At 68.8% G+C, this 24,497-nt stretch carries 25 protein-coding genes; 12 read left to right on the top strand and 13 right to left on the bottom strand.

What is annotated here, in order from left to right; all coding sequences use genetic code 11:
- Window positions 1–6 precede the first annotated feature (6 nt).
- The 4 genes from HNP48_RS29715 (at window position 7) to HNP48_RS29700 (ending at window position 3,224) form a co-directional block, all read left to right on the top strand.
- Window positions 7–630, top strand: a complete 624-nt coding sequence (locus HNP48_RS29715) for a tripartite tricarboxylate transporter substrate-binding protein (RefSeq protein ID WP_311773872.1) — start codon at window positions 7–9, stop codon at window positions 628–630.
- A gap of 3 nt (window positions 631–633) precedes the next feature.
- Window positions 634–1,767, top strand: a complete 1,134-nt coding sequence (locus HNP48_RS29710) for a DUF2817 domain-containing protein (protein ID WP_184864113.1) — start codon at window positions 634–636, stop codon at window positions 1,765–1,767.
- Between the two features lie 63 nt (window positions 1,768–1,830).
- On the top strand, window positions 1,831–2,835 hold the full coding sequence (locus HNP48_RS29705; protein ID WP_184864111.1) for a helix-turn-helix transcriptional regulator: 1,005 nt from the start codon (window positions 1,831–1,833) through the stop codon (window positions 2,833–2,835).
- Window positions 2,836–2,873: 38 nt separating this feature from the next.
- Window positions 2,874–3,224: a hypothetical protein gene (locus tag HNP48_RS29700; protein WP_184864109.1), complete on the top strand. Its 351-nt coding sequence runs from the start codon at window positions 2,874–2,876 to the stop codon at window positions 3,222–3,224.
- Here HNP48_RS29700 and HNP48_RS29695 read toward each other — a convergent pair.
- The 5 genes from HNP48_RS29695 to HNP48_RS29675 all read right to left on the bottom strand — a co-directional run bounded on the left by HNP48_RS29695 (window position 3,168) and on the right by HNP48_RS29675 (window position 7,352).
- Window positions 3,168–4,232, bottom strand: a complete 1,065-nt coding sequence (locus HNP48_RS29695; RefSeq protein WP_221480397.1) for a zinc-binding dehydrogenase — start codon at window positions 4,230–4,232, stop codon at window positions 3,168–3,170. The genes HNP48_RS29700 and HNP48_RS29695 overlap by 57 nt on opposite strands.
- Window positions 4,229–5,344, bottom strand: coding sequence for an FAD-dependent oxidoreductase (locus HNP48_RS29690; RefSeq protein WP_184864107.1), 1,116 nt, complete (start codon window positions 5,342–5,344; stop codon window positions 4,229–4,231). The genes HNP48_RS29695 and HNP48_RS29690 overlap by 4 nt, the downstream gene beginning before the upstream one ends.
- 6 nt (window positions 5,345–5,350) lie before the next feature.
- The gene (locus HNP48_RS29685; RefSeq protein WP_184864105.1) at window positions 5,351–6,010 is read right to left on the bottom strand and encodes a cupin domain-containing protein; all 660 of its coding nucleotides are present in this window, start codon (window positions 6,008–6,010) and stop codon (window positions 5,351–5,353) included.
- Window positions 6,011–6,027: 17 nt separating this feature from the next.
- Window positions 6,028–6,372, bottom strand: a complete 345-nt coding sequence (locus tag HNP48_RS29680) for a carboxymuconolactone decarboxylase family protein (protein WP_184864103.1) — start codon at window positions 6,370–6,372, stop codon at window positions 6,028–6,030.
- 185 nt (window positions 6,373–6,557) lie between these two features.
- Entirely contained in the window at window positions 6,558–7,352 is a 795-nt protein-coding gene (locus tag HNP48_RS29675; protein ID WP_184864101.1) for an SDR family NAD(P)-dependent oxidoreductase, read from the bottom strand.
- Between the two features lie 122 nt (window positions 7,353–7,474).
- On the opposite strand from HNP48_RS29675, the gene gcvA reads away from it, so the two are divergent.
- Both gcvA and HNP48_RS29665 read left to right on the top strand, forming a co-directional pair.
- Window positions 7,475–8,419, top strand: coding sequence for a transcriptional regulator GcvA (gene gcvA / locus HNP48_RS29670; RefSeq protein ID WP_184864099.1), 945 nt, complete (start codon window positions 7,475–7,477; stop codon window positions 8,417–8,419).
- A gap of 5 nt (window positions 8,420–8,424) precedes the next feature.
- Window positions 8,425–9,414 carry a hypothetical protein gene (locus HNP48_RS29665; protein ID WP_184864097.1) on the top strand — a complete coding sequence of 330 codons (990 nt, stop codon included), beginning with the start codon at window positions 8,425–8,427 and terminating at the stop codon, window positions 9,412–9,414.
- Window positions 9,415–9,442: 28 nt separating this feature from the next.
- Here HNP48_RS29665 and HNP48_RS29660 read toward each other — a convergent pair whose 3' ends face one another.
- The gene (locus HNP48_RS29660) at window positions 9,443–10,084 is read right to left on the bottom strand and encodes a hypothetical protein (protein ID WP_184864095.1); all 642 of its coding nucleotides are present in this window, start codon (window positions 10,082–10,084) and stop codon (window positions 9,443–9,445) included.
- Between the two features lie 53 nt (window positions 10,085–10,137).
- A complete protein-coding gene (locus HNP48_RS29655) occupies window positions 10,138–11,328 on the bottom strand; it encodes a GGDEF domain-containing protein (RefSeq protein ID WP_184864093.1) in 1,191 nt (396 codons plus the stop codon).
- A gap of 136 nt (window positions 11,329–11,464) precedes the next feature.
- Here HNP48_RS29655 and HNP48_RS35540 point away from each other — a divergent pair, with 136 nt between their 5' ends.
- Together HNP48_RS35540 and HNP48_RS35725 are read left to right on the top strand one after the other, a co-directional pair.
- Window positions 11,465–11,608: a hypothetical protein gene (locus HNP48_RS35540; RefSeq protein WP_184864091.1), complete on the top strand. Its 144-nt coding sequence runs from the start codon at window positions 11,465–11,467 to the stop codon at window positions 11,606–11,608.
- Window positions 11,609–11,657: 49 nt separating this feature from the next.
- Complete coding sequence (locus HNP48_RS35725) at window positions 11,658–13,367, top strand: methyl-accepting chemotaxis protein (protein WP_184864089.1); 1,710 nt, start codon at window positions 11,658–11,660, stop codon at window positions 13,365–13,367.
- A 26-nt stretch (window positions 13,368–13,393) separates the two neighbouring features.
- On the opposite strand, the gene HNP48_RS29640 is transcribed toward HNP48_RS35725, so the two are convergent.
- Together HNP48_RS29640 and HNP48_RS29635 are read right to left on the bottom strand one after the other, a co-directional pair.
- The gene (locus tag HNP48_RS29640) at window positions 13,394–13,804 is read right to left on the bottom strand and encodes a DUF5655 domain-containing protein (protein WP_184864087.1); all 411 of its coding nucleotides are present in this window, start codon (window positions 13,802–13,804) and stop codon (window positions 13,394–13,396) included.
- 21 nt (window positions 13,805–13,825) lie between these two features.
- Complete coding sequence (locus HNP48_RS29635) at window positions 13,826–14,380, bottom strand: PadR family transcriptional regulator (protein ID WP_184864085.1); 555 nt, start codon at window positions 14,378–14,380, stop codon at window positions 13,826–13,828.
- A 143-nt stretch (window positions 14,381–14,523) separates the two neighbouring features.
- On the opposite strand from HNP48_RS29635, the gene HNP48_RS29630 reads away from it, so the two are divergent.
- The 4 genes from HNP48_RS29630 (at window position 14,524) to HNP48_RS29615 (ending at window position 19,359) form a co-directional block, all read left to right on the top strand.
- Window positions 14,524–16,596: an NADPH-dependent 2,4-dienoyl-CoA reductase gene (locus HNP48_RS29630; RefSeq protein WP_184864083.1), complete on the top strand. Its 2,073-nt coding sequence runs from the start codon at window positions 14,524–14,526 to the stop codon at window positions 16,594–16,596.
- Between the two features lie 31 nt (window positions 16,597–16,627).
- A complete protein-coding gene (locus tag HNP48_RS29625) occupies window positions 16,628–17,068 on the top strand; it encodes a nuclear transport factor 2 family protein (protein ID WP_007854945.1) in 441 nt (146 codons plus the stop codon).
- Window positions 17,069–17,107: 39 nt separating this feature from the next.
- The gene (locus HNP48_RS29620; protein WP_184864081.1) at window positions 17,108–18,790 is read left to right on the top strand and encodes a long-chain fatty acid--CoA ligase; all 1,683 of its coding nucleotides are present in this window, start codon (window positions 17,108–17,110) and stop codon (window positions 18,788–18,790) included.
- Between the two features lie 113 nt (window positions 18,791–18,903).
- Window positions 18,904–19,359: a VOC family protein gene (locus HNP48_RS29615; protein WP_184864079.1), complete on the top strand. Its 456-nt coding sequence runs from the start codon at window positions 18,904–18,906 to the stop codon at window positions 19,357–19,359.
- A 12-nt stretch (window positions 19,360–19,371) separates the two neighbouring features.
- On the opposite strand, the gene HNP48_RS29610 is transcribed toward HNP48_RS29615, so the two are convergent.
- The 4 genes from HNP48_RS29610 to ompR all read right to left on the bottom strand — a co-directional run bounded on the left by HNP48_RS29610 (window position 19,372) and on the right by ompR (window position 24,307).
- Entirely contained in the window at window positions 19,372–20,283 is a 912-nt protein-coding gene (locus HNP48_RS29610) for a LysR family transcriptional regulator (RefSeq protein WP_184864076.1), read from the bottom strand.
- Between the two features lie 263 nt (window positions 20,284–20,546).
- Window positions 20,547–21,752: a GGDEF domain-containing protein gene (locus tag HNP48_RS29605; protein WP_184864074.1), complete on the bottom strand. Its 1,206-nt coding sequence runs from the start codon at window positions 21,750–21,752 to the stop codon at window positions 20,547–20,549.
- A gap of 275 nt (window positions 21,753–22,027) precedes the next feature.
- Window positions 22,028–23,563, bottom strand: coding sequence for a sensor histidine kinase (locus tag HNP48_RS29600; RefSeq protein ID WP_184864072.1), 1,536 nt, complete (start codon window positions 23,561–23,563; stop codon window positions 22,028–22,030).
- Window positions 23,564–23,575: 12 nt separating this feature from the next.
- Window positions 23,576–24,307 (bottom strand): two-component system response regulator OmpR, encoded by a 732-nt coding sequence (gene ompR / locus HNP48_RS29595; RefSeq protein WP_007859588.1) that lies wholly within the window; start codon window positions 24,305–24,307, stop codon window positions 23,576–23,578.
- Between the last annotated feature and the right edge of the window lie 190 nt (window positions 24,308–24,497).

Below are 24,497 nucleotides of genomic sequence, written 5' to 3'. Positions count from 1 at the left end.
CGACGAGTGCGGCCCTGCCAGGCCCTCACCCTTCGGGCCGGGGTAGCAGCAGGCGCATCGCGGCGTTGCGGGCTTTGCCAAGGCGACCAGCCTTGGCAGCAGCCCGCGCCTTGCGCTGCACCCGCTGCCACCCCGGCGCACAGCCGATTTCTCGGTTTCAGTGGACTAGCGGGCAAGAAGCGCGGCATCGACCTGCAGCCCGTGCCTTACAAGGGCGGCGCGCCCCTGCTGGCCGACCTGATCGGTGGGTACATACCCGCCGCGGTGGATGCGCTGGGCGGCCTGCTGGAGCCGCACCGTGCGGGCAAGCTGCGCATCCTGGCCGTCACCGGGCCCCAGCGCGCGGCGGGCCTGCCCGATGTCCCCACCTTCAGCCAACTCGGGTTTGCAGAGCTGACCAGCTCCAACTGGGTGGGGCTGTTCGCGCCGCTGGGTCTGCCTGCCGCCCAGGTCCAGCAGATCGAAAAGGCCGTGGCCGAGGTGGCGGCGCTGCCTGCGGTGGCGGCCAAGCTGCCGGGCATTGGCTTTGCGCCGGGCGCCAGCACCGCGCAGCAGTTGCGCGAGGTGGTGCGCAACGACCTCGCCCTGTGGCAGCCCGTGATCGCCCAGTCGGGCTTCAAGATGGATTGACCCATGCACCTGGATTCTGAATTGCCCGCCAGCTTTGCGCCCACCGTGCCCCCCACCTTCGGCTTTGCCGCCAGCTACGGCGAGGCGCGCCGCAAGTTCCTGGCGGCCTGCACCCTGCGCGGCCTGCAGGCCCAGTGGCATGCCCACCCCCTGCGCGGCGCCGAGGGCGAGGCCCTGGCGGTTGACGTGGCGCGCGTGGGGTCGGCCGATGCGCGCCGCGTGCTGGTGCTCACCTCGGGCGTGCATGGGGTGGAGCTGTTCGCGGGCTCGGGCTGCCAGATCGACTGGCTGCTGTCGGCCGGGCCCGATGCACTGCCTGCGGGCGTGGCCGTGGTGCTGGTGCATGGCATCAACCCCTGGGGTGCCTCCTGGCTGAGGCGCTACAACGAAGACAATGCCGACCTGTGCCGCAACTATGTGGACTATGCGCAGCCCCTGCCGCAGTCGCCACGCTACGCGGCGCTGCATGCCGCAGCCACGGCGGCGCCCGGTGATGAAGGCGCCGACGCGGTGGTGCATGCCTTCGAGCGCGCACACGGCCACGAGGCCCTGTACAACGCGCTCATGGGCGGGCAGTACGCGCACGCCCAGGGCATGGGCTTTGGTGGCAGTGGACCCACCTGGTCGCGCCGCACCATGGAGGCCATCTTGCAGCAGCATGCGGGCAATGCATCGCATGTGTGCCTGGTGGACTACCACACGGGCCTGGGGCCCTACGGCTATGGCTCCATGGTGGCGCTGCAGCAGGGTGCGGCGCTGGCGCGCATGCGCGCGGCCTTTGGCGCATGGGTGATCGCCGTCGCCGTCGCCGAGGCCGAGGCGCCCGAGGACTTTGCCCCCGTGTCGGGCCACACCACGCCGGGCTACGAGCGCGCGCTGCCCGGGGCCGAGGTCACGGCCGGGGTGCTGGAGTTCGGCACCGGCCGGCCCCAGCACATGCTGCAATTGCTGCTCCAAGATCAGCGCGACTGGGCGCAGGGCGCCTCGCGCGAGGCGCTGCTGCCCGCTGCACGCCAGCGGCGCGAAGCCCTGCGCGACTTCTTCTACCCGCCCGATGCGGCCTGGCAGGCCAGCCTGGCGGCGCAGTCGCGCCTGGTGGTCGCGCAGGGGCTGGCCTTTCTGGCGGCAGCGGGTTGAGGGGCAGGGTGTATGCTGGGCGCCCACCACCACCGGGCGTGCGCGATGACCTTGCCGTTTTGCTTGCCATCTTCCTACCAGGTTGCGTCGTCGCAGCGCTGGGGCCGGCGGCGCGTGGTCACTGCGCAGCCCACCAGCGGGGGAGACGGGTGGCGCCAGTTCCTCTTTCTGCGCCCGGGCTTTTATGTGGCCACCAGCAGCATCGACCACCATGCCCCCGCGCGCGAGGTGTATGCCAGCGGTGATTTCGTGAAGATGCACCTGCGCCTGGCGGGCGACAGCCAGGTCAGCCAGCCCGGGCACCGCGGCTGTGCGGTGGACGCCAGCAGCGTGAGCACCCTGTTGCAGCCCGCAGGCACGCGCAAGGAAGAGGTGTTCCAGGCGGGGGTGCACGAGCGCTCGGTCACGCTGTGCTGCTCGCGCGCCTTTTTGCTGCAGGACGTGGGCCTGCCGCGCCGCGCGCAGAACGCCGGGCCCATCGCCGCCTTTCTGGGCGGGCCAGCGGCCGATTTTGCGTTGGCCCGCTACACGCTGAGCCCGGCCCAGGCCGCGTTGGCCGCAGACTTGGTGGACGGGCCCTCGCTCGACGCCCTGGCCAGCCTGCGTGCGGAGGCCAAGGCCTTCGAGCTGCTGCACAGCGTGCTGACCGCGCTCGACGCTGCCCCCGCTGCGCGCACCGTGCTGGAGTCCTCTTCGCCTGGGGTCCATGACGCAGGCACCACACAAGAGCGCCAGGCCCAGCGCCTGGCCGCACTCAAGCGCCATGTGGACGCCAGCCTGGGCGAGCCCTTCGAGGCCGCGGCCCTGGCCCGGCGCTTCGGCTTCAGCGAAAGCGGCCTGGCGCGCGCCTTTCGGCTGCACCACGGCATGGCGCTGTTCGACTATGTGGCCCTGGCCCGCGCCGAGCGCGCCCGCGCACTGCTCGAAGAAGGCCGGCTCAGCGTCACCGACATCGCGCTCGACGTGGGCTATGGCCACACGGGCAATTTCAGCACCGCCTTCAAGCGGCGTTATGGCATGAGCCCGGTGGCCTACCGCAAGATGGCGCGGCCGGGTGCCCCTGCATAGCCGGACAGCAGGGGCTTTTTTTCAGGACCGGTAGTTCCATGAAGCTTCTCGCCGAGGTGAAGGCGCTGGTGGCAGATCCGTTGTTTCTGCGGGTCTGCACAGCGCTCTGGAGCATGCCCTTTGTCGCCTTGGGCGTGGGCATTGCCATGGGATGGCACCCAGACGGCCTGTGGGAATGGCTGGGCTTTCTCGGCGTGGAACTGATCTGCCTGTACTTCGCCTACCTTTTGTTCATTTCGCTGTTCGGCAGCGACAAAAGGATTGCGCAGTCCAGTGGCGTGCTGGCCGATGGCGGCGATCTGCCGGGCCTGGTGCTGGTGGTGGCGCTGGTGCTAGTGGCGCTTCCGATCACCCTGCTCATCAAGGCGGTGCTCGGCCGCAGGCATTGATTGGCCCATCGTCAACACCATGCGAAAGCGCGCCGCGCCCGACTGCATGCGCTGCAGTGCCTCGCCCGCTTGTGCCAGCGGCACGGTCTCGATCAGGGGCCGCACGCCCGTCAGCACACTGAAGCCGAGCGCGCGCTCGCTCTCCCAGGGCGTGCCGGTGATGGAGCCGAGCACGCTGCGCTCGCCTACCACCAGGTGCCCTGCAGAGACTGGCAGCGGGTCCTTGCCCGCGCCCAGCAGCACCAGCCGGCCTTGCGGTGCCAGCCCTGGCAGCAGGGCCGCCACGGCGGCGGCATCGCCCACGGTGGTGACGATGGCCTGCGCGCCGCCCAGTGCCTGCAGTGCGGCGGCACCGTCTTCCGCACCGGTATCGATGCAGTGGTGGGCGCCCAGGGCGCGCGCGTCCTGCGCGATGCCTGTGCCGCGCCCCAGCGCCACGACCCGAAAGCCCATGCGCCGCGCATACTGCAGCGCCATGTGGCCCAGGCCGCCGATGCCGTGCACGGCCACCGTGTCGCCGGCCTGCGCACCGCACTTGCGCAGCGCATTGAAGGTGGCGATGCCCGCGCACAGCAGGGGCGCGGCTTCCACGGCGCCCAGCTCGGGCGGTATGGCGACCAGGCCGGTGTGCCGGGCCGTCATCATCTCGGCGTAGCCGCCATCGCGGCTGGCGCCGGTGACGGGCTGGTCGCTGCACAGGTGGAACAGGCCCCGGCGGCAGGGGCTGCACAGGCCGCAGTGCCCGCCCAGGCGGCCCACGCCCACGCGCTGGCCGACCTGCCACAGGGCGGCTGGCACCCCGGCGCCCAGCGCCGCGATGCGGCCCACCACCTCGTGGCCGGGCACGGGTGCGCGGCCCAGGTCCGCCGTGTCGGCCCCGCAGATGCCGCAGGCCTCCACGGCGATGAGCACTTCGCCCGGCTCGGGCGCGGGCGTGGGGCGCTCGACCAGTTCGAGCTGGCCCGGTGCGCGGATCTGCATGGCGCGGTAGGTGGTGGGGAGGTTCATGGTCGGATTCCTGGTGCGGTGGGGTTGCGGAGAAGGGCATGTACGGCACGCTGCGCGGCGTCGACCGCGCCCGCGAGGTAGCCCGGGAACTCGGGCGACCACTCGCTGGCGATGCCGGTGATGCGCCCTTGCCAGGGGCCGGCGCCGGGTGCTGCCGGCGGGGCGCTGCCGTGGCCGCCGCTGGCATCGGCATCGGCGGCCACTGCCGTCAGGGGCTCGGCGGCCCAGTCCTGGAGGGCGTCGGTTTCCGGTTCCAGCGCCTCGGGGCCGAACAGCCGCGCCAGCTGGGCGCGGCAGTGGGCGCGCAGCACCGCATCGGGCACGGCATGGCGCATGCGCGCCGGCAGGCCGAAGAAGCCGAACAGTGCGCCACGGCCGCCGGGCATGGAGGCATCGTGGATCTCGCCCAGCGGCCCGCGCGCGCTGCGCGCCTGGCCCGACAGGCCCTGCTCGCGCCAGAACGGTGTGGCGTACACCGCAAGGTACTTGGCATGCGGCGCCATCCAGGTCGGCGTGGCCTGCCAGGCGTGGGCCAAGGCCGGTGGCAGGGCGGGGGTGAAGGCGATGTGCCGGGCGGCCAGGCGCGGCGGCAGGGCCAGCAGCACATGGCGGGCCTGCCAGGTGGTAGGCCGGCCCTGGGCGTCTTCGCTCTGCAGCGCGACGGCATCGCCCTGCAACTGCATGCGCCGCACCGCTTGGCCGGTGGCGATGCGCGTGCCATCGATCCGGCGGCGCAGGGCGGCCACCAGCGCGCCCATGCCCCCAGCCAGGCGCATGGAGGTGGGCGCGCCCTCGTAGGCCGGCGTGCGCACGCGCTGCACGCCGTGCTGTGCAGGCTCGAACAGCAGGTCGCCGGTTTCGTGCTGGGCAAAGCGCGCCAGGCCCAGGCCCTGCACCAGGCGGTCCAGCGCGGGCTGCTGTTCGGGCCAGAACCAGGTGGGGCCGAGGTCGAAGCCCTCGGGCCCCAGCGAGGCGATGCGCCCGCCGGTGCGGCTGCGTGCTTCGAGCAGCCGGTAGTCGGTGATGCCTGCCTGCTCCAGCAAAAAGGCGGCATACAGGCCGGCCAGGCCTGCGCCCACGATGGCGATGTCGGTGGTGTTGGCGTCTTGCATGCGGGTCTACTGGTTCGGCAAATGCCCGGTCTTGAGGTAGAGCAGCGCGCCGCCGGGGCCGGCCACGCCATGGGCACTATCGCCCGCGGGCAAGCGCACCCAGCTGCCAGTGGGGCAGGGCAGGCGATCAATGGCCAGGTCGCCTTCCAGCACCAGCAGCTCGGCACCGCCTGAGGGCGGCTTGGGCCACAGCGGCTCTCCAGCGGCCAGGCGTTCAAGCCGCACCTGCTCCCCTGGGGCCGAGAAGAGGGGGCAGACAGTGCGCCCATGCGTGTGCTGCCAGGCAGCCGGATCGCGCGTGTCCACGCGCACGGAGTGCTGCTCACTGGGCGGCATCTGGCACAGCTTGACGAAGATCGTCGCCCCGTCGCGGCTCGATGGCTGGTGGCCGGAGCCGGGTGGGTTGCGCAGGTAGCAGCCCGCGCCATGGTGTACGCCGCCTTCGGAGAAGGTGCCCGAGAGCACCAGGATCTCCTCGCCGCCCGGGTGGCGGTGCGCAGGGAAACGGCTGCCCGGCGCATAGCGCACCAGGCTGGTGGCATGGCCGCTCTCCGCGCCCAGCCGGTCCAGCATCAGGCGCTCCACGCCCGGCTGGGGCGAGGCCACCCAGGGCGTGCTGCCTGCCGGCACGATGGCGCGGCGCGAAAAGTCGGCGTTGACCTGCATGGACTCTCTCCCGCCGCTCAGTGCTCGGACAGCTGTGCGTGCGCCTCGAGCACGCGCGCCGAGTAGGTCAGCGCCGCGCCTGCGTTCAGCGCAATCGCCACACCCAACGCTTCAGAGATCTCGGCCAGTGTGGCGCCATGCTCCACGGCTTTTTGCGTGTGCACCGCAATGCAGCCATCGCAGCGCGTGGTCACGGCCACGGCCAGCGCGATCAACTCGTGGATCTTGGGCGGCAGATGGCCGGTCTTGGCGGCTGCGCCATCCACCATCGACAGGCCGCGCAGCACGTCGGGGCTCTGGCGCGCATAGTCGCCCACGCGCTCCAGCAACGCGCCACGGTAGGTGTTCCAGTCTTGCATCATGTGTGTTTCCTTCTTCTATAGGCATTTTTTTGACGTGCCTTGAGCGATGCGCTACGCCTGGAAAGCGCGCGGCCCAAGCCAGTGCCCCCGCGCAAGGGCCGCCCCGCCGCGCTGGGGGCGTCCCCCTCCCAGGTTGCGAAGCAACATGAGAGAGGGGGAAGGCGCGAAGCGACTCAGGGGGAGCTTTAGTTCCTGCCTGCCATGACGCCGCCGTCCACGTCCCAGACGGCACCCGTGACCCAGCCGGCCTTGTCCGAGAGCAGGAAGGCGATCACCTCGGCCACGTCCTGGGGCGTGCCCACGCGGCCGATGGGGTGGAAGCCGTTGAAGCCCTGCAGCGCGCTGTGCACCTCGGCCTTGGGGATGAAGCCCTCGTAGATAGGGGTCTGCACCACGGCGGGCGAGACGGCGTTCACGCGGATGCCCTTGGGCGCCAGCTCCATCGCCAGGTGCTGGGTCAGCGAGTGCAGGCCCGCCTTGGCCATGGAGTACGCCGACGAGGGCGTGGCCGCAATCGCCTGGCGCGCCCACATGGAGCCGATGTTCACGATGGCGCCGCCCTGGCCCCGGGCCGCCATGGCGGCCGCGACCTTCTGCGTGACGAAGAAGAAGGCCTTGTTGAGCTGCATGTACTGCTCGTAGTCCGCATCCTGGTGTTCCAGGAAGGGCTTGGGGAAGAACACGCCTGCAGCGTTGACCAGCATGTCGATGCCCTGGTGCGCCGGGTCGTCCAGCGCTGCGAGCAGGTGCGCGAGCCCCTCGCTGCGCGACAGGTCGGCCGTGATGGCTGCCACCGGCCCCAGGGCCGACAGTTCCGCGCGGGCCGCATCCGTCTTGTCTTCGCGGTGGCCCACGATGACCACGCTGCCGCCTTGGGCGAGCACGGTGCGTGCGGTCTGCAGGCCCATGCCGCTGGTGCCGCCGACGACGAGCAGCTTGCGGCCCTGGAAGGGTTGGTGCGGGGTGGATGGTGTGTTCATGCCGTGGTCTTTCTGGGGTGAAAAGAAGATCTGTTGGATGAATGTGATTGTTCCGAGCGGCCCCCTTTGCCGCAAACGAGATAAAGTGTCGTTGCCTGAAAGAAAAACTATCTCGCCAGACCATGAAGCTGCCTGTGCACCTGAACGCCCTGCGCGCCTTCGAGGCGAGTGCACGCCACCAGAGCTTTTCGGCCGCGGCCGAGGAGCTGCATGTCACGCCCGCGGCCGTGGGCCAGCTCGTGCGTGCGCTGGAGGACTGGCTGGGCACGCCGCTGTTCCACCGCAGCAGCAGCGGCCGGGCCCGGCTGACCGCGACCGATGCGGCCGAGCGCGCGCTCACCGACATCCGCGCGGGCTTCGATCGCCTGTCGCTGGGGCTGGAGCGGCTCAAGGAAGGCTCGGCCAGCGGCGTGCTCACGGTGACCGTGAGCCCCTCGTTCGCGGCCAAGTGGCTGCTGCCGCGGCTGGAGCGCTTCCATGCCGCCTGGCCCGATACCGACGTGCGCCTGGACACCAGCCTCAAGCCCGTGGACTTCGTGGCCCAGCGCATCGACGTGGGCGTGCGCTATGGCGCGGGCCACTGGCCCGGCCTGGTGGCGCAGCCGCTCATGGCCGAAGAGGTGTACCCGGTGTGCGCCCCGACCCTGGCGCGCCAGCGCGCCCGCCCGCGCAAGCCCGCCGACCTGCTCGAGCACACGCTGGTGCACGACCTGTCGATGGACGGGCCCTCGGGCTTCCCGACCTGGGATGGCTGGCTGCGCCACGCGGGCGTGGCCGGCCGGGCGCCCCGGCGGGGCCTGAAGATCAACAACTCCGCCGCCGTGCTGCAGGCCGCCATCGACGGCCAGGGCATCGCCTTGGCGCGCAGTGTGATGGCGCACGACGACCTGGCCGCCGGGCGCCTGGTGCGGCTGTTCCCAGGCATTGCCTTTGCATCGCCCTTGGCTTACTACGTGGTCTACCGCGCCGAGTGCGCGAGCCTGCCGCGGCTGGCGGCGTTCCGCGACTGGCTCATCGAGGAAGCGCGGGGATCGTCGCACCCACCATCGGCAACCACCACCCCCTGAACGGAATGCGCATGGCACGAAAGAAGAAAGCCGAACCCACCATCAGCCTCGTCACCGCCGTGGTGGTCGAGTCCGACTACCTCAAGCTGGCCGCCTACCGCGACGACATCGACCCCTACGAGGTCGATGAGACCCGCATGCTCAGCCTGGACCTGCAGGAGGAAGACGACGGGGGCTGGAGCCATGACGATGTGGAGCTGCACATCATCGCGATGTGCGTCTGGCCCCACGCCAAGGGCAAGAAGCGCGCGTATGTCGCGCTGTCGTGGGAGGGGACGGTGGAGATCGTCGTCCAGGGCGCGGACCAGGGCTCGTACGAAGTGATCCAGGACGCGGGGCTGCACGGCGAGTGGTCCAAGGACTACGGCTACCTGATGGACGTGGCCGCCATCGGCAAGACCTTGTATGCCTGCGGCGATGCGGGCCAGATCTACCGGCGCACCGGCCCCGAGCGCTGGGAGCATGCCGACGCCGGCGTGCTGGTGGAAGGCTCGACCGAGCGCTGCTTCATGGCCATGGGCGGGGTCAGCGAGTCGTCGATCTACGTGGTGGGGCTGGACGGCGAGATCTTCCACAGCGATGGCCGCCAGTGGGCGCCCGTGGCCAGCAGCACGCGCGAGCAGCTGCTGTGCCTGCGCGTATTCAGCGACACGGATGTGGTGGTCGGCGGCGCCAACGGCACCCTGCTGGCAGGCCATGCGGCCGGCGGCTTTCGGCCCTTGCCGGGTACCGGCGGCAGCGCCCTGCGCATCAGCAGCGTGGAGCGCTTTGGCGGCCGGCTCTATGTGGCCGGCAACCTGGGCCTGTTTGTCTACGACGAAGCGCAGCAGTGCCTGCAGCCGGTGCAGACCGGGCTTGTGCCGGAGCTCGCGGATGCCAATGTCGTCGAGGTGCAGGGCGGAGTGCTGTGGTCCGTGGGCGCCAAGGACATGGCCTGCTTCGATGGCGAGCGCTGGACGCGGTTCGACGTTCCGGGCAACCCGGCCATCCGGTGAGTATCAAGGACGCCCCATGGCCTGGCAGCTAAGCCCCCCCGGCCTGCGTCGCGTGCTGCCCCACTGCCAGCTTGGCCTCGGCGATTCCCACCTTGTGCTTGTCTCGGTACAGCTTGATGGCGTCGGCCTTGCGTTCAGGCAATAGCGCCAGGGACTGCCATGTCTCGGCCGGCTTCCATTCGGGTTTTCCGCTGGGCTGGCTCGCCACGAAGTAACGGATCTCGGCGCCATCGCCATAGTTGGCGCTGATCTGCAGGGGAGCGAAGTCCCAGCGGTCATGGTCGGGCTCGGGGTGGTCCACGGGCACGCGCCCCTCGCCGATGACCCAGGTGCGTTCGGGCGTCTGTTTTTGCAGCAGGCCCGGCCGGCCATCGGCAAAGTCAAAGCCCAGGGGCAGCGGGCCGGGGTAGCGCTGGTGCTTGTCCACCCCTTCGTTGTAGAAGAAGATGCCCGAGAGTCTGCGGTCCTGCCGCTTGCTGGCGGGCGCAGATTCTGCATGGCGGGTGTCGAACAGCAGGTCGAAGCCGCCTTGCCTGCACACCACGTACTGGCTGCCATCGCTGGGCTTGTCGGCCTTGTGGGGTGGGTGCTTCGCCAGGAAGGCTGTCACAGCCTCATCGGTGTAGGCCAGGCCAAACAGGTCCATCCATTCCATCTCGGGGTGGGGCATGGGCAATCGCGTTCCTCTATCGTGTCGGTGGTTGGAGGCGAGTGTAGTGCTGCCTATGGGCGCGCCTGCTCTACCCGGTTGCGCCCCGCCTCCTTGGCGCTGTACAGGGCCGTATCCGCGCGCGAGACCACGGCATCGAACCCGGCATCCAGGGGCCAGTCGGCCGCGCCGATCGAGACACCGAGCCGGTAGTCGGCGGGCAGGGCGGCGACCTTCAGGCGCGCCACGCCGGCGCGCACATCCTCGGCACGCACGAGGGCGGTGGCGATGTCGCAATCGGGCATCACCACCAGGAATTCCTCGCCGCCCCAGCGGGCGATGATGTCCACCTCGCGCAGCGTGCAGGCCAGCGTGGCTGCGAGGGCGCGCAGCACCTCGTCGCCCGCGGCATGGCCGTGGCTGTCGTTGATGCGCTTGAAGTGGTCAATATCGAGCAGCAGTACCGAACAGGCTCCGCCATGGCGCCGCCGTGCCGCGGCCAGGTAGTCCACTTGGGTGGCAAGCGCACGGCGGTTGAGCAGGCCGGTGAGCGGGTCGTGGTTGGCGGCGGCCACAGCCTGTTCCAGTGCCTGTTCGAGCTGCCGGTTGGCCTGCTGCAGGCGTGCGGTCAGGTCGTCGTTGCGCAGCTCGGCCAGCACGCCCTGCCGGGTCTGGCGCTGCAGCAGGCGGCCGTAGAGCAGCAGCACGGCCACCAGGCCGGCGATGCCCACAAAGATCAGCAGGGCCTTGGCCAGCGGCCCGGGGGCGAGCACCATGTACAGGCAGGCCACGCTCCATTGCGCGCACATATAGGCCAGCAGGGCCCGACCGTGGTGCGACAGCGTGATGAGCACCATGCACGAGATGAACACCATGATGATGGCCGAGAACAGGTCGCGCGCCGCCCAGTCGGCGAGGTTGAGGTCGGGCACCATCCAGCCGATGAGACCCCAGGCCGCGCCACCCGCGCCCATGGCCAGGATGAATTGCCACTCGAGGTGCATGAAAGGCTCGCCACCGGCATGCAGCTGCTGGATGCGCCGCGTGATCGCATGCGACCAGGCCAGGGCCGCCAGCCGCACCAGCACGAACCAGGGCACGAAGGCCTGGCCCGGGCCGCCCCAGTGGGCATAGGCCACCAGGGCCACACCCAGCAGCGTGCTGGTGGCTGCGGCCCGCTGGCGCTCGGCCGCGCGCAGCAGCAAGGTGGCAGGCAGCCGGGCCTCGGCGCTGCCATCGGGCTGCCGCCCCAAGTCGTTTGCCATCAGCGACCACCTCCTGGCCACAGCTTACCGGCAAGGCCCGGCCCGGCTGCCGCATCGGGGCCTGTCTGCCTGGCGTGGGCGGCGCGACGCCCTGTCCTGAGCACTCCCGTTGGCAGGTGCTTGCCAGGGAAATCTCTTGAAAATCAACGGCTTGACGGATGCCTTTGGATTTTTCTATGGAATTGCTGCCGGGCATCAATTCCAGCAGATACGTATCTTTGCGCATCCAATTTCTGCGCCGGCGCGTACCATGGACACAGCCGGCTGTAACAGCCTGTGAATGGATTCAATGGCTTGTGCAGACGCGGCTTCCACCACCAGGAGACGCCATGAATACCGTCAAGAATCTCAAACTGGGCCTGCGCCTGGCGCTGGGCTTTGGCCTGATGCTCGCATTGCTTCTGGGGGTATCGTCCCTCGGGGTATCGCGCATGGGGGATGTCCAGCACCGGCTCGACGACATCGCGAAGATCAATACGCAAGAGGCCCGCCTGGCTGTCGCCATGCGCATTGCCGTCAACCAGATGGCGATTGCAAGCCGCGACGTCGTGCTGCTGACCGACGAGGCCGGCATGCGCAGGGTGAACGAAGATCTGGCCCGATACCGCAGCAACTACGATGCGGCGCAAGACAAGCTGGACAAGATGTTCACGGACATCGCCAGCACCAGCAAGGCGGAGAAGGACCTCTTTGCAAGGATCCGCGACATGAAGGCCGCGGCGATGCCCATCGTCGACAAGGTGGTCTCCTTGGGCCTGGCCAACAAGAATGACGAGGCGACCGGGGTCCTGATGAACCAGCTGCAGGCCCCGCTGAGGCTGTGGCTGAACACCCTGGGCGAACTGGCGGACCTGGAGGACAAGCTCAACATCCAGGCCGCCGAGGAGGCCGAGGCCGCCTATGGCGTGGCGCGCCTGCTGATGCTGTCGCTGTGCGCCATCGGCATCGCGCTGGGGATGCTGGCCGCCTGGGCCATCACGCGCTCGATCACGGTGCCGATCGCGCGCGCGGTGCAGGTGGCGCAGACCGTGTCGTCGGGCGACCTGACTTCGCAGATTGAGGTCACCTCGCGCGATGAAACCGGGCAGCTGCTACAGGCCCTCAAGACCATGAATGAAAGCCTGGTCACCGTGGTGGGCGCGGTGCGCACCAGCAGCGACAGCATTGCCACCGGGGCCAGCGAGATCGCCACCGGCAACCAGGACCTGAGCCAGCGCACCGAAGAGCAGGCCAGCAACCTGGAGGAGACCGCAGCGTCGATGGAGGAACTGACCTCCACGGTGCAGTCGAATGCAGAGACGGCCCGCCAGGCCACGCAGCTGGCCTCGTCGGCCAGCACCGCCGCCACCAAGGGCGGGGCCGTCGTCAGCCAGGTGGTGGGCACCATGGACGAGATCGCGGCCAGCTCCAAGCGGATCACCGACATCATCGGCACCATCGACGGCATTGCTTTCCAGACCAACATCCTGGCGCTCAACGCGGCCGTGGAGGCTGCCCGCGCCGGTGAGCAGGGGCGCGGGTTTGCGGTCGTGGCATCGGAGGTGCGCAGCCTGGCCGGGCGCTCGGCGGCCGCGGCCAAGGAGATCAAGACCCTGATCGGCGACAGCGTCGAGAAGATCGAGGCCGGCACCCGCCAGGTCGGCGACGCGGGTGCCGTCATGACCGACATCGTTGCGCAGGTCAAGCGCGTGGCCGAGCTCATCAGCGACATCAGCACCGCCACCACCGAGCAGACCATGGGCATCAGCCAGGTCAGCGATGCCGTGAGCCAGCTCGACCAGGTCACCCAGCAGAATGCGGCATTGGTCGAGCAGTCGGCCGCGGCGGCAGACAGCCTGAGCCACCAGTCGGCACGGCTGGTGGAGGCGGTCAGCGTGTTCAAGCTGGGGGGCGAGGCCGGCCAGGGGTTCGCGCCGGTGCCCGCGCCTGGCACGCGCAGGCCATCCACCACCGCCATTGCCGCCAAGTCCCCCGGCCTGCCGGTCGCCAAGCTGCCTGCCAAGGCGGGTGAAAAGACAGAGGACTGGGAATCGTTTTGAGGTCGCTGCGGCGGCCGCTGCAGTGCTCAGGCCAGGGAGTGCGCGTACGCTTCCTGCAGCAGCGGCTTCATGGCTTCGAGGTCTTGCGGGCTGTGCAGCCTGGCCACATGCGTGACCTGCCTCTTGTCGGCCACCACCTTGATGAAGAGCGCATGCTCCACCTGGCGCCCCAGGTGGATGGCCAGCCGCACGGCGTCGGCCATGATCACGGCATCGGCAAAGATGCGTTGGCTGCGAAACAGCACATAGCGCTCGCGGGCCACCAGTTCCACGGGGCCGAGTGACCTGGCAAAGCGCTCCAGCGCGCCAAACAGGTCCACGACCTCGGGCGGCCGGTTGCGCAGCACAGCGCTGCGTTCACCGGTTCCGCAGGCGTGGCGCTGGTTCTTGCGGGTGAACTGGCGCTGGCATTGCGGGCACTCCCAGAGGCTGGTCATGGCGTCGTGGCGGGTGCGGGGTCACGGTGCGCCGCGGGTGGAGGGCGCAGGCGCGCCCAGTATCTCCAGCGCCTCTTTCGCAATCGCCAGCGACAGCTCTTCCTGCAGGATGCCGGCCTTGAGCACCAGGTGCTGCAGGCGGCGCTCGCGGCTTGGCTCCTTGCCGATGAAGTCGCGCTGCGCGATGCGCCGGTAGACGGCCAGCTTGTCCTGGTGCATGGCCTGCAGGCGGGCGATTTCCTTCTCCAGCCCCGTGGGGCCGACGGCGGCCTCGGCGCGCAGGCGCACCATGAGTTCGTCGCGCAGGGGCGTGGGGTCCTGTTGCTCGGCGATCCAGCGGCGCAGCTCCTTGCGGCCTGCGGGCAGCAGGCGGAACTGGCGCTTGCGGCCGCGGCCGGTCTCGGCCGGCAGGGCCTCGATCCACAGCGCCTCCTCCAGCCGCGCCAGTTCGCGGTAGATCTGCTGGTGCGTGGCGTGCCAGAAGTAGCCGATGGACTTGTCGAAGCGCTCGGCAAGCTCCGAGCCCGAGCAGGGGTGCTCGACCAGGGCGGTGAGAAGGGCGTGGGGCAGGGACATCGAAAGAGGGCGCGGGAGAAGGCTGCGGAATCGCCATCTTGCCTGAATCGGGAGCGCTCTCGATTGTTTATGCAACTGGTTGCATAAAAACGGGATGCTGGATATATTTGTGCAACTGGTTGCATAAACACAAGGAGACCCCGATGAGCGCTGTCCTGAAACCTGCCCCGGCCCCACAGGCTGCCGGCGGCGGCAGTCCCTATCCCCACCTGCATGCCCCGCTGGACCTGGGCTTCACCACGCTCAAGAACCGCGTGCTCATGGGCTCCATGCACGTGGGGCTCGAAGAAGTGGCCAACGGCTTCGAGCGCATGGCGGCCTTCTATGCCGAGCGGGCGCGCGGCGAGGTAGGGCTCATCGTCACGGGCGGCATTGCGCCCAACGAGCGCGGCCGGCCCATGCAGGGCGGGGCCATGCTGGTCAATGAGCATGAAGCGGAGCAGCACCGCAAGGTCACCCAGGCCGTGCATGCCGAGGGCGGCAAGATCGCGATGCAGATCCTGCACTTCGGCCGCTATGCCTACCACCGCGACCTGGTGGCGCCGAGTGCGCTGCGCGCACCCATCAACCCCCACGTGCCGCATGCGCTCACGGCGGATGAGGTGGAGCAGACCATCGAAGACTTCGCGCGCTGCGCTGCGCTGGCCCAGCATGCGGGCTATGACGGGGTGGAAGTGATGGGCTCCGAGGGCTATCTGATCAACGAGTTCATCGCCGCGCGTAGCAACCACCGCGACGATGCCTGGGGCGGCAGCTATGCCAATCGCATGCGCTTCCCGGTCGAGATCGTGCGGCGCACGCGCGAGCGCGTAGGCCCCCACTTCATCATCATCTACCGCCTGTCCATGCTCGACCTGGTGGAGGGGGGCTCCACGCTGGCCGAGGTGATACAGCTGGCCCAGGCCATCGAGGCGGCGGGCGCCACCATCCTGAACACCGGCATCGGCTGGCACGAGGCGCGCATCCCCACCATCGCCACCAAGGTGCCGCGCGCGGCCTACGCCTGGGTGACGAAACAGGTCATGGGGCAGGTGGGCATACCGCTCATCACCTCCAACCGCATCAACACGCCCGAGGTGGCCGAGCGCCTGCTGGCCGAAGGCTGCGCCGACATGGTCTCCATGGCGCGCCCGCTGCTGGCCGATGCCGACTTCGTGCGCAAGGCGCGCCAGGGCCGGGCCGATGAGATCAACACCTGCATCGCCTGCAACCAGGCCTGCCTGGACCACACCTTTGGCGGCAAGATCACGAGCTGCCTGGTGAACCCGCGTGCCTGCCATGAGACGGAACTGGTCATTGCCCCCGCCGCCGCCAAAAAGCGCATCGCCGTGGTCGGCGCCGGCCCGGCCGGCCTGAGCTTTGCCGTCACCGCCGCGCAGCGCGGCCATGCCGTGGTGCTGTTCGACGCGGCGGCCGAGATCGGCGGCCAGCTCAACATCGCCAAGCAGGTGCCGGGCAAGGAGGAGTTCTACGAAACCCTGCGCTACTACCGCCGCCAGCTGGAGCTGCACGGCGTGGACGTGCGCCTGAACACCCGCGTGCAGGCAAGCGACCTGGCGGGGCAGGGCTATGACGAGGTGGTGGTGGCCACGGGCATCCAGCCGCGCACGCCGGATATCGAAGGCATCACCCACCCCAAGGTGCTGAGCTACCTCGATGTGCTGCGCGACAAGAAAACCGTGGGCCGGCGCGTGGCCATCATCGGCGCGGGCGGCATCGGTTTCGATGTGGGCGAATACCTCACGCACGAAGGCGAGAGCGGGGCCCTGGCGCCGGCCAAGTTCAATGACGAGTGGGGCATCGACACCGCCTATGCCCAGGCCGGCGGCCTGCGTGCCCCGCAGGTGGAGGCGCCCGCGCGCCAGGTGCACCTGCTGCAGCGCAAGACCAGCAAGGTGGGCGACCAGCTGGGCAAGACCACGGGCTGGATCCACCGCACCTCGCTCAAGGCGCGCAACGTGGGCATGAGCTCGGGCGTGGCCTATGAGCGCGTGGACGACGCCGGCCTGCACGTCACCATCGATGGCGGCGCGCCCCAGGTGCTCGATGTCGACCACATCGTGGTCTGCGCGGGCCAGGAGCCGCTGCGCGCGCTGTACGACGCGCTGGTGGCCGAGGGGCAGAGCGCCCACCTCATCGGCGGCGCCGACGTGGCCGCCGAGCTCGATGCCAAGCGCGCCATCCTCCAGGGGACGACCCTTGCTGCCTCGATCTGATTTTTTTGAAAACCAACCCAGGAGACATCCCATGACCGAAGCCCCGAAGAACATCCACCCCGCTGTCGCCCGTTCGCTCGACACCTGGCACCACATGGTGGCCAGCCGCGACCTGTCGAACCTGCTGTCCATCGTGCACCCCGATGCGGTGTTCCGCTCGCCCATGGCGAACACGGCCTACACCTCGGCCCCGGCGCTGATGCTGGCCCTGTCCACCGTGATCCAGGTGTTCGAGGACTTCACCTACCACCGCCAACTGGCCACCGACGACGGCCTGAACATCGTGCTGGAGTTCAGCGCGCGGGTGGGTGACAAGCAGCTCAAGGGGATCGACCTGGTGCGCTTCAATGAACAGGGCCAGATCACAGAGTTCGAAGTCATGGTGCGCCCCCTGAGCGGCCTGCAGGCCCTGGGGGCGGAAATGGGCGCGCGGCTTGGGGACAAGCTCCCAGCGTTCAAGGCAAAGGCCTGAAGCGTTCGCAAAAAAGAAAGAAGACCGGAGACAACGCCCATGACCACCACCGCCGCACCGCCAGCGTCCTCGCCCTGGGAAGGGTCCTACCCCGAGGCCCTGCGCAACTACCAGCTGGACCTGGCGGCATTGCCCGCCAATGCCGCGCACCTGGCCACGCAGGCCGCTGCCGACCACAAGGACCAGCCCGCCTTCACCTTCGTGCTGCCCACGGGCGCCCACGTGGTGCGCAGCTTCCGCGAGATCGATGCGTTGTCGGACGCCTTTGCCGCCTGGCTGGTGCGCGAGCAGGGGCTGCAGGCGGGCGATGTGCTCGCGCTGCAGATGCCCAACTGCCTGCACTACCCGATTGCGGTGTTCGGCGCATGGAAGGCCGGGCTCATCGTGACCAATGTGAACCCGCTGTACACCGGGCGCGAGCTGCACCTGCAGCTCGAAGACAGCGGCGCCAGGCTGCTGCTGGTGTGCGACATGTTCCTGCCGGTGGCCGGGCCCGTGGCGCAAACCCTGGGTGTGCCGGTGCTCACGGCCAGCCTGTGGGACTTCTTTGATGAACCCGTGGCATCGGCCATTCGCGCCAAGATGGCGGGGCCGGCCGATCCCGCCGCCGTGCCGCTGCCGCGCATGGCCGACGCCTTGGTACGTGGCCAGGCCTTGACGCCCATCGAGCACCGCAGCCACCCGGTGGCGGTGTACCAGTACACGGGCGGCACCACCGGGCGCAGCAAGGGCGCGGTGATCACGCACGCCAACATCCTCGCCACCTTGCGCATCACGCGCGATTTCCTGGACGCCTACGATGGGCCGAAGCAGGGCGAGACGATGTTGACCGTGCTGCCCATGTACCACGTGTTTGCGTTCATGGTGAACTTCCTGGTGTTCTTTCAGGTCGGTGCACGCAACCTGCTGGTGCCCAGCCCGCGCCCCATGTCCAACCTGCAAAAGACCTTCGAGCAGTTCGACGTGCAGTGGACGGCCGGCGTGGACACGCTGTTCGCCGGCCTGATGGCCGAGCCCTGGTTCCAGGCCAATCCACCGAAGCTGCGCTATGCCTTCTCGGGCGGCACGGCCCTGCGCACCTCGACCGCGCAGGCCTGGCAGGCGCTGGTCTGCCCCATCCTCGAAGGCTATGGCATGACCGAGACGTCGTGCATCGTCTCGTGCAACCCGCCCTCGGCCACGCCGCGCCTGGGCACCGTGGGCGTGCCCATGCCAGGTTGCCAGGTGCGCGTGGTCGATGACCAGGGGCGCGAACTGCCCCAGGGCGAGCGTGGCGAGCTGCTGGTGCAGGGACCGCAGGTCGTGGGCGGCTACCTGCATGCGCAGGAAGACAGTGCCAGCGCGATCCGTGATGGTTGGCTGCACACCGGCGACATCGCGCAACTGGAGGAGGGCGGCTACATCCGCATCGTGGACCGCAAGAAGGACATGATCCTGGTCTCGGGCTTCAACGTCTACCCCAACGAGGTCGAGGATGTGCTCGCCGCCCATCCCGGCATCGCCGAGGCTGCCGTCATCGGCGTACCGGATGCCGGCACCGGCGAGGCTGTGCGCGCCTTCGTCGTGCCGCGCAACCCTGCGCTCACGCCTGAGGACGTGGAGCGCCACTGCCGCACCCAGCTCACGGCCTACAAGGTGCCGCGGCAGATCCTCTTTCGCGAGCAGTTGCCCAAGTCGCCGGTGGGCAAGATCCTGCGGGCCTCTTTGCGCGAAGCGGCCTGAACGCGATCCATCGATTTTGGTGGTGCTCAGCACGCAGAACTATCGTTTTTCATGGGGGCCTTGTTTGCCTACAGTCTGCGCGTCATCCACACGCAAGCGAACACAGACACCCCATGACCTCCGCCATCCTGCCCCCGTCCTCCCACCTTTCGTCCCCCATCCCGTTCCACCTGGCCTTTCCGGTGCGCGACCTCGCCGAGGCGCGCGCCTTCTATGGTGAACTGCTCGGCTGCCCCGAAGGCCGCAGCTCCGAGAACTGGATCGACTTCAACTTCTTCGGCCACCAGATCGTGGCCCACCTGGCGCCCGAGGAGTGTGGGCACCGCAGCCACAGTGCGGTCGATGGCCACGATGTGCCGGTGCGCCACTTTGGCGCCGTGGTGCCCATGGCGCTGTGGCAGGCCATGGCCGACAAGCTGACGGCGCGCGGCACCGACTTCGTGGTCAAGCCTTACATCCGCTTCCAGGGCGAGCCCGGCGAGCAGGCCACCATGTTCTTTCTCGATCCCTCGGGCAACGCGGTGGAGATGAAGTCCTTTGCCGACCTCGGTTCGCTGTTTGCCAAGTAGCCCAGGGCACAGTCACGCCCGGGCCTTGCGCCCGGCGCGTTGTGTACCCGGGGCAGGCACTGCGGCCTGCCGCAGGCACTCGGCCAGCAGGGCGACGGCCGGCGGGCTCGCGCGGGGCCGGCGTTGCAGCAGCCCGATCTCGCGGTAGAAGGTCTTCTCGCCCAGCGGCACCACCCGCACCCCCGCCGGCAGCGGCAGGTGGGCCTCGACCAGGGGCACGAGCGCCACGCCCACGCCCAGGGCGACCAGGTGGATGAGCGCCGCAATCTCGTCCACCTCCACGGCATCGCGCACCGCCAGGCCTTCGCGGTGCAGAAAGCGCTCGACCATGCGGCCGCCGAAGGAGCTGCGCTCGTAGCGCAGAAAGGGGTGGCCCTGCAGCAGTGCACGCCAGTCGCGGCCCTTCGTGCCGGCCGGAGCGAGCAGCACGAAGGCCTCTTGCGCCAGGGCCTGCCAGGTGAGTTCGGGCGGCATGCCGAAGGGCGGTCGGATGATGAGGGCCGCGTCGACCTGGCCCGCGTCCAGCGCGTCCAGCAGGCCCATGGAAACGCCCGGGGTCACATGCACGCGCAACTGGGGGTGGGCGGCCCTGAGCGCCGCCAGCGCACGGGCCAGCAGGGTGGGCTGGGCCGAGGCGATGGCACCGACGCGCAGCAGGCCCTGTGCGGCGCCACTCTCGCCGGGCAGGTCGGCCAGCCGGGCGTACAGCGCCTGGATCTCCTCGGCACGGGCCAGCGTGGCCTGGCCGGCCGCGTTGAGGGTGGCCGAGCGGCCGGTGCGGTCGAACAGGGCAAAGCCCAGCGATTCCTCCAGCCGCTTGATCTGGCTGCTGACCGCGGACTGGGTCAGCCCGATGCGCTCGCCCGCCGCGGCGAAGCTGCCGTGGCGGCACACGGCGATGAAGGTCTTGAGTTCGTTGAGCATGGTCCGTCGATCATGCCAGCGCCCAGCCGTGCATGCGTGCGTGAGGCAGCCGGGCCGCTTCCGATAGGCTCCAGCGCGATGGGCATCTCCCCGTCCGACCTCAGCGCCTTTCTCGAAGTCGTGCGCAGCGGCAGCCTGAGCCGGGCGGCCGATGCGCTGGGCCTGCACCGCCTGGCGCGTTCTCCTGGGTCATGGCGCCCCCGCACAGTGCGGCGCGCCGGCCGAAGGCCAGTATCTCGATGGACTGACGCGCGCTTCTGGACTTAGGTTGTGGATGCGCCAACGATCGGGGTTGGCGGCTCGCCGTGTGCGATCTGGGGCCACTCGATCCGATTGCGTCCAGCGGCCTTGCCTCGGTAGAGTGCGGCGTCGGCTTCCTGCATGGCACCCTCGAAGGCGTGCGCGCCAGCGAATGGATTCGAAACCCCCATCGTGACCGTGCAGTGCAGTGGATGGGCCCCGCCCGTGGTATGGACTGCCTGCCTTTCGACGGCTGAACGCAAGCGCTCGGCCAGGAGCCGGACTCCGTGAAGGTCGGAGTCCAGGCAGACGATCAGGAATTCTTCGCCACCGATGCGGCCGGCCAGGTCGCCCCGGCGCACCGCGCCCCGAAGTACCTCCGCCACATGGCGCAAGACGGCATCTCCGATCTGGTGGCCATGGGTATCGTTGATGCGTTTGAAGTGATCGATGTCCACCAGCAGCAGGTATGCAGGCACGGCCTTGCGGGAGTTGAAGTACATCTGCAGCGCTTCTGAGAGCCCGCGGCGGTTGAGCAACTGCGTCAACGGGTCCCGCGCAGCGAGGTTTCGCAGCGCATCGGTCAGGCGGCGCAGTACCAGCCAGATGATCGCAGGCGGCAACACCGTGGCCAGGGACGACATGTAGATGTAGAACACCAGTTGAAAGCTGCCGTCCATCTGCAGTGCATCCAGACCGCCATCCACGAGCTTCATGAACTTGAGTGCATTGAGCACGCAAATGCCGCTGATGAGGACTGCAAAAAATACCATCTCGGCATACAGATCCTTGGCAAATGTGCGCACGCCATGGACCACGGTGATGACCATGGCCAGGAACAGCAGCGCAGACATGCCCGAGAGCATGGCGTAGCGGGCAACCGGGCCCAGGCTCCATTGCACCAGCACCTGCGCGGCGCTGTAGGTCACGGCCACTGCCAGCAGGGGGCGCCAGAAAGGGGCCGGGAGCCCAAAAAAGCGCATGGCTCCGAGCCAGTAGGCGACGGGTGCGGCCAGTGTGAAGGTGTGATTGACGGCGCTCACCAGGCTCCAGGCGGGGCCTCCTTCCGCCAATTGCAGTACATAGGCAAAGCCCAGCAGCAGGTTGCCCATCGCAAAGATGTCCATCCCCATCTTGTTGCCGTGCAGGCGTTTGCTGACGAGCCAGAACATCACCGAGAAGCACAGCAGGTGTGCGCACAGCATGCCGACGAGAATGGTTGCAACCATGTGGACGTTGATAGCTGGAAATGGCGGACGGCCCCTGCGGTACATCCCTTTGCAATGGCGGCTCAGGGGAGCTGCGATAGTGCCAGTGTAACTATTGGTATCGCACAAAATTGTGCGAGTTCAATGGTGCTTGCCGCCTGGCTTCCGGTTGGCCGGGTCTGGGGGCGTCTGGGGCGTTGCCCGCGCTTGCAAGGCGCATACCTTGCAAGCGCGGGCGCCCTGCATCACGACCCCAGGCGGGGCAATGCGATCCCCGACATGGGTGTGAACAGGCCCTACACCTTGTCTTCCGCGCGCCGGCGCGGCAGCTGGCGCTTGACCGCGGGGCGCTGCAGGCGCTGCTTGGGGTCCACACCCTCGGGCAGTTCGCTGGCGCGCTGCAGCTGGATGTGGGCCACCAGGCCGCCGCTGCTGCTGTTGGCCAGCGCGAAGATGCCGCCCATGCGCTGCACCGTCTTGTCCACGATGGACAGGCCCAGCCCCGCGCCGGCGGCGGCCGTGCGGGCCGAGTCGCCGCGGAAGAAGGGCTTGGTCAGGTTGGACAGCTGCTCGGGGGGCACGCCCGGGCCGTGGTCGCGGATCTTCACCAGCACCCAGTTCTCGCGGCCCTTGGCGGCAATGTCCACCCGGGCCACGCCGGTGTCTTCGGTCTTGCCGTAGCGGCGCGCGTTCTCCAGCAGGTTGGAGATCACGCGCGCCAGCTCCACCTCGTCGGCCAGCACGTTCAGGTCCTCGGGGATGGTCATGCCGATCTGCAGCTCGCGGTGGTCCTGCACTGCGTAGACGCAGGACGAGACCACGGCATGCAGGTTCACTGGCGTGAGGGTCACGTGGTCGGGCCGCGCATAGTCGAGGAACTTGTCGATGGTGGCGTCGAGTTGCACGATGTCGGCCACCATGTGCTCGCGTGCCACGTCGTCGTTCACGCTCATCTCGGTTTCCAGGCGCAGGCGTGCCAGCGGGGTGCGCAGGTCGTGCGAGATGCCGGCCAGCATCACCGCGCGGTCCTGCTCCAGCTTGGCGAGCTTTTGCGCCATGCGGTTGAAGCCGATGTTCACCTCGCGGATCTCGCTGGTGACCACTTCTTCATCGAGGTGGCTGGCGGCGAAGTCGCCGTCGCGCACGCGGTTGGCGGCATACGACAGCTGCTTGAGTGGCCGGTTGATCAGCCGCGCAATGGCGGCCGCCCCGGCCAGCGACAGCGCGCCCGCGGTGATGAGCCAGATCAGCCAGGTGCGCCCGCCCGCGGGGCTGAAGCGCGAGCGGTCCATCAGCAGCCAGTTGGGGTCGCCGTTGATGTTGAAGCCCACCCACAGGCCGGGCTCGCCGTTGACGCTCTGGGCCACGATGGTGTCGGGCCCCAGGCGCTGGGTGAGCTCGTCGGTGAGGCGGTTGCCCAGCGCCGTGCCGTCGAGCAGGGCGAACTGGTCCTTGGGCTCGCGCGGCAGGATGCGCACACCCTCCTGGTCGGCCATGGTCTTGATGAGCGAGACGCGCGCGATGGCGTCCGAGTGCACCAGCGCGGCGCGGCTCAGGTTGACCAGCGAGGCGATCTGCTGCGCCGTGTGCAGGGTGCGCGGCTCGAACTCGAGCGCGCGCAGCGTCTGCAGCCAGGCCAGGATGCTGCCCACCAGCAGCAAGGCCAGCAGGAAGAAGGTGCGCCAGAACAGGTTGAGCCCCACGCGCGCCTTTTGCTCGCGTGCCAGGCGCACCGCTTCGAGCGGTGCGGGGCTGGTGGCTTCGGTCGGCGCAGTCTCGGAGGGGGAAGGGCGCGGTGCAGACCGCCCCTTGGCGCCGGTATGGGAGGACATATCCCTCGATTATCAGCTCGTGCCGTCCGGCACGAACACATAGCCCACACCCCACACCGTCTGGATGTAGCGCGGCGCGGCGGCATCCACCTCGACCAGCTTGCGCAGGCGCGAGACCTGCACATCCAGGCTGCGGTCGAAGGGCTCGAACTCGCGGCCACGGGCCAGCAGGGCCAGCTTTTCACGCGACAGCGGCTGGCGCGGGTGGCGCACCAGGGCCTTGAGCATGGCGAACTCGCCGGTGGTCAGGGGCAGCTCCTCGCCGCTGCGCTGCAAGGCGCGGGTGCCCAGATCGAAGGTGAAGGGGCCGAAGTTGACCACCTCGTTGTCGCCCGAGGGGGCGCCTGGTGCCTCCTGCGCGGGGCGGCGGCGCAGCACGGCGTGCACGCGGGCCAGCAGCTCGCGCGGGTTGAAGGGTTTGCCCAGGTAGTCGTCGGCACCCACTTCCAGGCCCACGATGCGGTCCACGTCCTCGCCCTTGGCGGTGAGCATGATGATGGGGGTGCGGTCGTTGGCGGCGCGCAGGCGGCGGCAGATGGACAGGCCGTCTTCGCCGGGCATCATCAGGTCGAGGACGATGAGGTCCACCGTTTCGCGCAGCAGCAGGCGGTTGAGGGCCTTGCCGTCTTCGGCGACCATCACCTCGAAGCCTTCCTGTGTGAGGTAGCGGCGCAGCAGGTCGCGGATGCGTGCGTCGTCGTCCACGACGAGAATCTTGTCGGTGCGGTTGGTTGTTGTGGCCATGTTGATCCCAAGTCCAATTTGTAACAGAGCCGATTCTGACCACTTGGAGCCGCAAAGTTCGGTTTTTAGGGTCTACTTTGACCAACTGTTACAAGTTTTGCGGAGCTTCGCACACTCGGTGCATGGGCTTCACGGCAGGGTGGGCGCCAGCGGTTATCGTGGCGCCACCAATGTTTGAAGAAAGCTTTTC

It is taken from the genome of Acidovorax soli, assembly GCF_014207955.1.
Lineage (GTDB): Bacteria > Pseudomonadota > Gammaproteobacteria > Burkholderiales > Burkholderiaceae_C > Acidovorax > Acidovorax soli_A.
Note: the sequence above shows the minus strand (reverse complement) of the source record. Positions and strands in the feature narration are given on the sequence as shown.